Consider the following 10,210-nt stretch of genomic DNA (forward strand, 5'->3'; position numbering starts at 1 on the left):
TTGTTGTGGTGAGCGGGGCAAGCCCGCTCACCACAACAAGCCCGCTCCCACAGGGGGGCCGGATGACAAGTCAGGAGGGCGCGTGTTCCGGCCTTTGTTGGCGTTGTGCCACCCAGAACTCCACCAGTTCCCGCAACTGCGACAACTCCACCGGCTTGGCCATGTGCCCATCCATCCCGGCCTGGCGGGCGCGCTCTTTATGTTCCGTCAGGATGTGCGCCGTCAATGCCACCACTGGCGTACGAATGCGTTGGTGGCTCACCTCCCACGCACGCAGTTGCTGGGTCGCCGAGAAACCGTCGAGGATCGGCATTTCACAATCCATCAATACCAGGTCATAACGCTGGGCTTTCATCGCCTCCAACGCTTCCTCGCCATTGCTGGCGGTGTCCGGGTTGAGGTTGAGCTTGCCGAGCATGCCACGGATCACTTTGGTGGAGATGCTGTTGTCTTCGGCCACCAGGATGCGGAAGTCGGCGGGCACCGTGACGGCTGCTGGTACGGCGAGGGGCGGGCGTGATTGCAACGTGCCTTTGCTGCGCTGGGTCAGTTCGTCGGCCAGGGTGGTCTTGAGCGTGTAGCCGGCCACCGGCTTGGCGAGGATGCGCTTGATCCCGCAATTGCGCGCGATGATCTTGCTCGGCGCGTTGCTGATGCCAGTGAGCATGATCAGCAGGATGTCGTGGTTCAGGCTCGGGTCTTCCTTGATCTTCGCCGCCAGTTGCATGCCGGTCATGCCGGGCATGTTCTGGTCCAGCAGCACCACGTCGAAGTAGTCACGCAGGTGCGCCTTGGTGCGCAGCAACGCCAGGGCTTCCTTGCCCGAGGGCACGGCGCTGACGTTCAGGCCCCAGGCCGAGCATTGCTGCACCAGCACTTTGCGGCAGGTGTCGTTGTCGTCCACCACCAGCACCCGTGCGCCTTTGAGTGGGCCGTCGAGGTCGGAGGTCGGGTGCTCCAGGCGTTCCGGGTCCAGCGGCAGGGTCAGCCACAGGGTGCTGCCCTGATGGCTGCCGCTCTTGATACCGAATTCGCCGTTCATCAACAGGATCAATTGGCGGGCGATGACCAGGCCCAGGTGACCGTTCAGGCGGGTGGCCGAGAAGAAATTCTTGCTGTGCAGTTCGCTGTGCAGCAAGGCGTCGCGCTCGGCCGCTTCCATCGGCAGGCCACTGTCCTGCACGGCAATGCGCAGGCGTGGCTTGGTGCTGCGGTCATCCAGCGCGACGACGATCAGCACTTCGCCTTCGTCGGTCTTCTGCAGGGCGTTTTCCAGCAGGCTCAACATGGCCTGGCGCAGGCGGGTCGGGTCGCCGCTGATCACACGGGGCACCTGAGGCTGGATAAAGCTGATCAGCTCGACGTTCTGCTGCTCGGCCTTGGCGCGGAAGATGCTCAGGCAGTCTTCGATCAGCGCATTGAGGTCGAACTGCACGTCATCCAGTTCGATCTGGCCGGACTCCAGCTTGGAGATGTCGAGGATTTCGTTGATCAGCGTGAGCAGTTCGTTACCGGCGCTGTGGATGGTCTGCACATAGTCGCGTTGTTTCACCGACAGCGGCGTGCCCAGCAGCAGTTCGGTCATGCCGAGCACACCGTTCATGGGGGTGCGGATCTCGTGGCTGATCTTGGCCAGGAACTCGGCCTTGGCGGCGATCTCGGCGTTGCTCGCCGCCAGGTCGCGGCTGAGGCTGAAGCGCGCCTCGACAATCGCACGCTGGCGTTCGCCCAAAGCCAGGCTCATCAACAGGCCGCTGAGGCAGATAAAGGCCAGCAACGTGACGATCAGACCCTGTGGCGAGACCATCGTCAGGCCAAGCAGCGCCGGCAGGATGATCAGCGTACCGATGTTGAACACCACCATCGCGGCCACGAACAGGCGTGCCGGGCGGTAGCCTTTCTGCCAGTGATAGGCCGAGACAAACAGCATGCTCAAGCCGGCCAGGGCCACCAGGGCGTAGGTGATGATGTTCAGCGGCAGGGTGTTGACGAACAACAGCAGCAGGCCGCACAGCACAATGAACAGGATGTCGCCCATCAACAGTTTGTTCAGCGGGTGCGGGCCCAGGGGCATGAAGAATCGGTAGGCGAACATCAGCCCGCACGGCGCGGTCAGCAGCAGCGCCAGGTAAGCGCCGGGTGTCTGGACCGCATGCCAGTTCGGCAGCCATGGACCTATCAGATTGAGCAGCAGTGCCAGGCTGAGCATCAACAGTACTTCGCAAGCCGCCAGCCACAGGCTGCTGCGCGAGCGGTGGTAGGCGAAGCGCGTGAGGTTGTGCAGGATCAGCATCAGCAAGCAGCCGAACAGCAGGCCGTAGATCAGAGTCTGGGTCTGGTCGGCGGCGGCGAGCACGGCCGGTTCCAGGGTGATGTAAGGGCGCAGCTCGTGTTCGGAGACCAGGCGCAGGTAGACCTCAAGGGGCCTCTGGCTCTGGGGCATCGGCAGCATGAAGTCGCTGCTGGGCAGCGGCCGTTCTGCCTGGGGCTGGCGCGTGCCGGTGCTCTGTTGTTCCACCAGGGTGTCGCCGTCCAGCACATACAGGCTCAGGTGCGACAGGTCCGGGGCGAATACCCGCAGCACTTGCTCGTGCTTGCCGGGTTGCAGCTTGAAACGTACCCACAACGCACCGTCCGGTTCCGCAGCGGTGATGCGGTCCAGTTCGGTTGGGCTGAATTGATTGGTGTAGCGCGAGGACCGGATGTCGCTCAGTTGCAGGTCGGCCTGTTCATCAAGCAATACTGCCCAGCCACTGCCTTGCGCGGCGGCCTGGGCCGGGAACAAGCAGAGCAGTGTCAGCAGGCTGACAGTAAAACCTATGGCGATCCTGAGCCAGCGCACGGCGAAATCCCTTCGTAGGTTGATGCACGGGTTAACTATGCGCGGGTAGGCCTGCATACGGCAAGGGCCAGAGGCCCTTGCCTAGCCGAACGGATAGCTACTGACGGCGGCTGCTTAGCTGTTCTCGCCCCGTTCACGGGCGATGGCGCGGTAGCCGATGTCCTTGCGGTAGAAGCAGCCGTTCCAATCGATCTTCGCGGCCAACGTGTACGCCTGTTGCTGCGCGGCGTCGACACTGGCGCCCATGGCGGTGGCGCACAACACGCGGCCACCGGCGGTCACGACCTTACCGTCCTTGAGCGCGGTGCCCGCGTGGAACACTTTGCCTTCCAGGGTCGCCGCAGCATCGAGGCCTTCAATCACATCGCCCTTGGCGTAGTCGGCAGGGTAACCACCGGCCGCCAGCACAATGCCAACGCTCGGACGTGGGTCCCACTGCGCTTCAACCTTGTCCAAGGCCTGGGCCAGGGCGGCTTCCACCAGCAGTACCAGGCTCGATTGCAGACGCAGCATCACCGGTTGGGTTTCCGGATCGCCGAAGCGGCAGTTGAACTCGATGACTTTCGGGTTACCGGCTTTGTCGATCATCAGGCCGGCATACAGGAAGCCGGTGTAGACATTGCCTTCATCGGCCATGCCACGCACGGTCGGCCAGATCACCAAGTCCATGACGCGCTGGTGCACGTCGGCGGTGACCACCGGGGCCGGGGAGTAGGCACCCATGCCGCCGGTGTTCGGGCCGGTGTCGCCGTCGCCGACGCGTTTGTGGTCCTGGCTGGTGGCCATCGGCAAGACGTTCTTGCCGTCGACCATCACGATGAAGCTGGCTTCTTCGCCGTCGAGGAATTCTTCGATCACGACGCGCGAACCGGCGTCACCAAAAGCGTTGCCGGCGAGCATGTCGCGCACGGCGTCTTCGGCTTCCTGCAGGGTCATGGCGACGATCACGCCTTTACCGGCGGCCAGGCCGTCGGCCTTGATCACGATCGGCGCACCTTTTTCACGCAGGTAAGCCAGGGCCGGCTCGATCTCGGTGAAGTTCTGGTAATCGGCCGTCGGGATCTTGTGGCGGGCCAGGAAATCCTTGGTGAACGCCTTGGAGCCTTCCAGTTGGGCTGCGCCGGCGGTTGGGCCGAAGCAGTCCAGGTTGCGGCTGCGGAACAGGTCCACGACGCCAGCCACCAGCGGCACTTCCGGACCGACGATGGTCAGGGACACGTTCTTTTCAGCAAAATCTGCCAGTTGCTCAAGGGCCAGCACGTCGATAGCGACGTTCTCGCACTTGGCTTCAATGGCGGTACCGGCGTTGCCGGGGGCGACGAAAACCTTCTGGACGCGCGGGTCCTGGGCAACTTTCCAGGCCAGGGCGTGTTCACGGCCACCGCTGCCAATGATCAAAACATTCATTTCAAAAACCTCAAATTCTGTAGGCGCTGCAGGAGCGCTTTATGTGGGAGGGTTGTTGTGGTGAGGGGGGCGTCCCCCGCCGGTTTCACTGGAGATCCAGTGGGGCTGCTGTGCAGCCCAGCGCGGGACACGCCCGCTCACTACAAAAAGCCCCTTCCACATTTGGATCAGTGACGGAAGTGACGCATGCCGGTGAAGACCATGGCGATGCCGGCTTCATCAGCGGCGGCGATCACTTCAGCATCACGCATCGAGCCGCCCGGTTGGATCACGGCGGTCACGCCAGCTTTCGCGGCATTGTCCAAGCCATCACGGAACGGGAAGAATGCGTCGGAAGCCATCACCGAGCCCACCACCTGCAAACCGGCGTGTTCGGCCTTGATCGCAGCGATACGCGCCGAGTTCACGCGGCTCATCTGGCCAGCGCCGACACCGATGGTCTGGCGGTTCTTGGCGTAGACGATGGCATTGGACTTCACGTACTTGGCCACTTTCCAGGCGAAGATCAGGTCGTTGATCTCTTGCTCGGTCGGGGCGCGCTGGGTGACCACTTTCAGGTCTTCGCTGCCGATCATGCCGATGTCACGGCTCTGTACCAGCAAGCCGCCGTTGACGCGCTTGTAGTCCCAGGCAGCGGCGCGGTCAGCCGACCACTCGCCGCAGGCCAGCAGGCGCACGTTGGCTTTGGCCGCCACGATGGCGCGAGCCTCTTCGCTGACGCTTGGGGCAATGATCACTTCGACGAACTGACGCTCGACGATCGCCTTGGCGGTCTCGGCGTCCAGTTCACGGTTGAAGGCGATGATGCCGCCGAAAGCCGATTCGGTATCGGTGGCGTAGGCCAGTTCGTACGCTTGGCGAATGCCGCCTTCCGCGTCCGGGCTCACGGCCACGCCGCACGGGTTGGCGTGCTTGACGATCACGCAGGCCGGCTTGACGAAGCTCTTCACACATTCCAGCGCGGCGTCGGTGTCGGCCACGTTGTTGTAGGACAGCTCCTTGCCTTGCAGTTGGGTCGCGGTGGCGATGCCGACTTCAGCAGGCTTGGCTTCCACGTAGAACGCCGCGCTCTGGTGCGGGTTCTCGCCGTAGCGCATTTCCTGAGCCTTGATGAACTGGCTGTTGAAGGTGCGCGGGAACTGGCTGCGGCCTTCGGTGCTGAGGGTTTCAGCGGCTTGGTTCACGGTGCCCATGTAGTTGGCGATCATGCCGTCGTAGGCGGCGGTGTGTTCGAACGCCTTGAGCATCAGGTCAAAACGCTGGGCGTAGGTCAGGCCACCGGCCTTCAGGCTTTCGAGCACCTGGGCGTAGTCGCTGGCGTTGACCACGATGGCCACGTCTTTATGGTTCTTGGCGGCCGAGCGAACCATGGTCGGGCCGCCGATATCGATGTTTTCGATGGCAGTCGGCAGGTCGCAGCCTGGCTTGTTGATGGTGGCTTCGAACGGGTAGAGGTTGACGGCCACCAGGTCGATCGGCTTGATGCCGTGTTCGGTCATGATGGCATCGTCGATCCCGCGACGGCCGAGGATGCCGCCGTGGATTTTCGGGTGCAGGGTCTTGACCCGACCGTCCATCATTTCTGCGAAACCGGTGTAGTCCGCCACTTCCACTGCGGCCACGCCGTTGTCCTGCAGCAGCTTGAAGGTCCCGCCCGTGGAGAGGATTTCCACACCCAGAGCTTCCAGCTCGCGGGCAAATTCGAGGATCCCGGTCTTGTCGGAAACACTGATCAAGGCGCGGCGGATCGGCAGGCGGGTAGTCTGGTCGGTCATTTCAATTTCCATCAAAAGCAAAGGAGTCAGCAAAAAAGGCGACCGGTTTTACGCGGGCGCCTTTCTGGTTTGATTGAATGCTTACAGCAAATCGTATTGTTTGAGTTTTTTGCGCAAGGTGCCACGGTTGAGGCCCAGCAGCTCACTGGCTTTGGTCTGGTTGCCCTTGACGTAGTTCATCACGCTTTCGAGCAAGGGCGCCTCGACTTCGGAGAGCACCAGGTTGTACACGTCCGTGACGGAAGCGCCCTCAAGGTGGGCGAAATAATTGTGCAGCGCCTTCTCGACACTCCCGCGAAGGGTCTGACCTTCTTCGCTCGGCGTGTTGAGGTGCTGTTTCAAATTGACGTTGTCGCTCACGGGTGTTGTTCCACTCACTAAAGTCTCGGTCATCATCGTCATGCGGCCACCCCCTCTCCGTCCCCTGTCCCCAGGCTCTTTTCACGCTCGCTGAAGTACTCTCGAACGGTGGCGACCTGTGCTTGCGTATCATCCAAACGATTGAAGTGGGCGCGAAACTCCCTGGCGCCCGGCAAGGTTGCGAGATACCAGCCGACATGCTTGCGGGCAATGCGTACTCCCATCACGTCTCCATAGAAAGCGTGCAGGGCGGCCAAATGCTCTAGCAGAATACGTTCCACCTCGATCAGCTCCGGTGCCGGCAATACGTCGCCAGTACGCAGAAAATGCTCGATCTCACGAAAAATCCACGGTCGCCCCTGGGCGGCCCGGCCAATCAACAAACCATCGGCACCGGTGGCGTGCAGCACGCGCCGGGCTTTCTCGGCGGAGTCGATGTCGCCATTGGCAAACACCGGTATCGACACCGACTGCTTGATCGCAGCGATGGTGTCGTACTCGGCTTCACCTGTGTAAAGGTCGGCGCGGGTGCGGCCATGCACCGCCAGCGCTGTAATGCCTGCCTGTTCGGCGATCTTCGCCACCGTCAGGCCGTTCTTGTTGTCCCGGTCCCAGCCGGTGCGAATCTTCAGGGTGACCGGCACATCGACTGCGGCGACAACGGCCTGCAGGATCTCGGCAACCAATTGCTCATCTTTCAACAGCGCGGAACCGGCGGCCTTGTTGCAGACCTTCTTGGCCGGGCAGCCCATGTTGATGTCGATGATCTGCGCCCCCAACTCCACGTTGGCCCGGGCCGCATCCGCCAGCATCTGTGCATCTCCACCGGCGATCTGGACCGAGCGGGGCTCGGGATCGCCTTCGTGGATCATGCGCATCCGCGATTTGCGGGTGTTCCACAAGCTCATGTCGCTGGTGACCATTTCCGAGACTACTAGACCCGCGCCCAACCGCTTGCACAGCTGACGAAAGGGCTGGTCAGTGACGCCCGCCATCGGGGCGAGAATCAAGCCGTTCTGCAATGTGTATGGGCCGATGCGTACCGCCGACATAGGACTTCCCTGTTGTGGGGCCGGATCATTAGAGTTCGAAAAAGGGTTGGCATGATACCCGCTCTCGATGACTGGATAAAGGCTGAATTGGATAAAATCTGAACAGTTATTTCTTTATCGCTACCGGTTTGGTCGCGCGGGGCTGAGTCAATAACTCGCCGTCAAACCTCGGTGCGTGAACCGATTCACTCGGGCGAGTGAAAGCTCAGGCTGTAATTCACGGCTTTATTGCCCGGATCGAGGATATCCAGGGAGATATGGATCGGCGTTTGCGATGGCATTTCGCTCACGCCGGCCAACTCGCCGCTGAGGTATTCGGCGGGTTTGAAGCGACGACTGGCAATCAGGCTGCCATTCAGGTCGGCAAAGCGCAGCTCCAGCAGCGGGAAGGGCTGGGAGAATGTCGCACGGTTATAGATGATGGCGTCCACCACCAGCGCCCCGGCGAAGTCCGGATGGCTGCGTACCACCAGGTTACTGCTCTTGATATGGGCGATATCGACCCGCGACGGCACCGTACAGCCCAGTGTGGGGCACAGTTGCTGGAACCACGGACGGTAGGCGTCCTGGCGGGCCAGGTCGTCGAATTGGTAGGCGATGTACTGGGCTGCGAGGCCGCTGGCGGCGATCAGCACCAGCAACAGCCAGATCAGGCGACGGCCCAGGCTGGCCGGACGCTTTTGCGCGTAGAGGTGCAGCGGATCGTCTTCGAGATCCAACAGTTGCTCGTCGTGCACACTCGTTTCGGCGCGCGGGCGCTTGCGAGGGGGTTTGGGGCGTTCTTCGGGTTCAACGTCATCGGCCGATTGGGTCAATGGCGTGAACGGTGGATCGACGTCGTCATCGTCGGGCGTGGAGCGCAGGGGTGGCTCATCGTCGAGGTCGTCGGTGTGAAACGACATGGACGGCTCGGTGCGCTGCTTGGTCGCAGGTGCGTTCGTCGGTTCGGGTTCGATGTGCGTGGCTTGCACGCGCTCTTCAGGCGGTTCGCTGAACAGGCTGGCAGCCCATTTTTCTTCTTCGGCCTTGACGGTGTTGCGGCTCGCGCTGAGAGGCTCATCTTTTTGCCGACGATCAGTTCCCGCTTGGCGACGTTCTGCGCCGGCAGGCTGGGTGTGCTGAATCTCGCGACGTTCCAGCTTGGCCAGTTCTTCGTCCAGGTCCAGGTTGTCCAGGTCCAGCTCTTCGGCGGTCCACTGCTTTTGGCTGATAGCCCGTGGCAGCTCTGGCTCAGCCGCGGCCGGCAGCTCAGGCGCCGGTGTACCGGCAGCGCGCTGCTCCAGCAACTGGCGAGCCGCATTGAACACTTGCAGGCACGAGCCGCAGCGAACCACGCCACGGGCCACGCTCAATTGAGCGTGGTTGACGCGAAAGCGCGATTGGCAATGCGGGCACTGGGTGACGAAACTGTCGGTCATGCGGCCATCCGATTCAGGCAAGCGCTCATTCTAGCGCCGACGACCGCTGATGCGTACCCAGCCATCGCGGTTGGCGATCGGATCCAGCTCGAAATCCTTCGCGTAGGCGGCGGCGACGTCTTCGCCTTGCTCGGCAAGGATGCCCGACAGCGCCAGGCGGCCGCCCGGCTTGACCAGGCTCGACAACTGCGGCGCCAGGGACACCAGCGGCCCGGCGAGGATGTTGGCGACCAGTACGTCGGCCTGCACCTGGGGCAATTGCTCCGGCAGGTAGAGTGGGAATTTGCCTTCAGGAATGTTGTTGCGCCCGGCGTTATCGCGCGAGGCTTCCAGCGCCTGCACGTCGATATCGGTGCCCACGGCTTCCTTGGCGCCCAGCAACAAGGCGGCAATCGCCAGGATCCCCGAGCCGCAACCGAAGTCGAGCACGTGGCTGTCGGTCAGGTCCTGGCCGTCCAGCCATTCCAGGCACAGCGCGGTGGTTGGGTGGGTGCCGGTGCCGAACGCCAGGCCTGGGTCCAGCAGCAGGTTGACCGCGTCCGGCTCAGGCGCGGCATGCCAGCTCGGCACGATCCACAGGCGCTGGCCGAAACGCATCGGCTGGAAGTTGTCCATCCAGCTGCGTTCCCAGTCCTGGTCCTCGATGACTTCGCTGTGATGCTCCGGCAGCGGGCCGCCGGTGAGCAATTCCATATGGGCCAGTACGGCGGCGGCATCGGTGCCGTCTTCGAACAGGGCCAGCAAATGGGTGTGCGACCAGAGCGGGGTGGTGTTGAGTTCGGGTTCGAAGATCGGTTGGTCTTCGGCGTCCATGAATGTGACCGAGACAGCGCCGACTTCAAGGAAAGCGTCTTCGTAGGTTTCGGCTTGTTCTGGGCTGATGGCGAGACGGACTTGCAGCCAAGGCATGGCGGGCACCTTTGAAAAAATGAGTGTGCGACTGCTGGGTCGCGAAAGCGCGCAAGTTTACGCGAGAGCAGGGCAGAAGACGACTGTGCCGACGATATGCAGTGCTCAGGATGTACAGGGACCACCTGTGGGAGGGGGCTTGCTCCCGATAGCGGTGTGTCAGTGGTGAATTAATCAACTGAACCACCGCTATCGGGAGCAAGCCCCCTCCCACATTGGATTGTGTGCATTCATAAAGACCGGTGCCGCAGAAACAACAAAGCCGCCCGAAGGCGGCTTTGTTGAGTGGAGCACTTACTGGTTAGCCAGCTTGTGTTCCAGGTAGTGAATGTTCACACCACCCTCGCAGAAGCCTTCATCACGGACCAGGTCCCGGTGCAGCGGGATGTTGGTCTTGATGCCGTCGACCACGATTTCGTCCAGGGCGTTACGCATACGGGCCATGGC

General features: G+C 62.1%; 7 protein-coding genes and 1 pseudogene. All 8 read right to left on the bottom strand.

Annotated features, from left to right (window positions below; genetic code table 11):
- Positions 1 to 70: 70 nt before the first annotated feature.
- On the bottom strand, positions 71 to 2,842 hold the full coding sequence (locus AO064_RS00055) for a hybrid sensor histidine kinase/response regulator (protein ID WP_064052021.1): 2,772 nt from the start codon (positions 2,840 to 2,842) through the stop codon (positions 71 to 73).
- A 114-nt stretch (positions 2,843 to 2,956) separates the two neighbouring features.
- Complete coding sequence (gene purD / locus AO064_RS00060; RefSeq protein WP_012721992.1) at positions 2,957 to 4,249, bottom strand: phosphoribosylamine--glycine ligase; 1,293 nt, start codon at positions 4,247 to 4,249, stop codon at positions 2,957 to 2,959.
- 167 nt (positions 4,250 to 4,416) lie between these two features.
- Entirely contained in the window at positions 4,417 to 6,024 is a 1,608-nt protein-coding gene (purH, locus tag AO064_RS00065) for a bifunctional phosphoribosylaminoimidazolecarboxamide formyltransferase/IMP cyclohydrolase (protein ID WP_064052022.1), read from the bottom strand.
- Positions 6,025 to 6,105: 81 nt separating this feature from the next.
- The gene (gene fis, locus AO064_RS00070) at positions 6,106 to 6,426 is read right to left on the bottom strand and encodes a DNA-binding transcriptional regulator Fis (protein ID WP_002555375.1); all 321 of its coding nucleotides are present in this window, start codon (positions 6,424 to 6,426) and stop codon (positions 6,106 to 6,108) included.
- Entirely contained in the window at positions 6,423 to 7,436 is a 1,014-nt protein-coding gene (gene dusB, locus AO064_RS00075; RefSeq protein WP_064052023.1) for a tRNA dihydrouridine synthase DusB, read from the bottom strand. The genes fis and dusB overlap by 4 nt, the downstream gene beginning before the upstream one ends.
- Positions 7,437 to 7,621: 185 nt before the next feature.
- Positions 7,622 to 8,854, bottom strand: a complete 1,233-nt coding sequence (locus AO064_RS00080) for a DUF3426 domain-containing protein (protein WP_064052024.1) — start codon at positions 8,852 to 8,854, stop codon at positions 7,622 to 7,624.
- Positions 8,855 to 8,884: 30 nt separating this feature from the next.
- The gene (gene prmA, locus AO064_RS00085) at positions 8,885 to 9,763 is read right to left on the bottom strand and encodes a 50S ribosomal protein L11 methyltransferase (RefSeq protein ID WP_010213491.1); all 879 of its coding nucleotides are present in this window, start codon (positions 9,761 to 9,763) and stop codon (positions 8,885 to 8,887) included.
- Between the two features lie 294 nt (positions 9,764 to 10,057).
- Positions 10,058 to 10,210, bottom strand: a pseudogene (locus AO064_RS29900) (acetyl-CoA carboxylase biotin carboxylase subunit); the annotation flags it as partial.

It is taken from the genome of Pseudomonas marginalis, assembly GCF_001645105.1.
GTDB lineage: Bacteria > Pseudomonadota > Gammaproteobacteria > Pseudomonadales > Pseudomonadaceae > Aquipseudomonas > Aquipseudomonas petroselini.

Excerpts from the sequence above, each read along its gene's own strand:
- purD (WP_012721992.1), bottom strand. The coding sequence starts at position 4,249 with ATGAATGTTTTGATCATTGGCAGCGGTGGCCGTGAACACGCCCTGGCC.
- purH (WP_064052022.1), bottom strand. The coding sequence starts at position 6,024 with ATGACCGACCAGACTACCCGCCTGCCGATCCGCCGCGCCTTGATCAGT.
- fis (WP_002555375.1), bottom strand. The coding sequence starts at position 6,426 with ATGACGATGATGACCGAGACTTTAGTGAGTGGAACAACACCCGTGAGC.
- dusB (WP_064052023.1), bottom strand. The coding sequence starts at position 7,436 with ATGTCGGCGGTACGCATCGGCCCATACACATTGCAGAACGGCTTGATT.
- AO064_RS00080 (WP_064052024.1), bottom strand. The coding sequence starts at position 8,854 with ATGACCGACAGTTTCGTCACCCAGTGCCCGCATTGCCAATCGCGCTTT.
- prmA (WP_010213491.1), bottom strand. The coding sequence starts at position 9,763 with ATGCCTTGGCTGCAAGTCCGTCTCGCCATCAGCCCAGAACAAGCCGAA.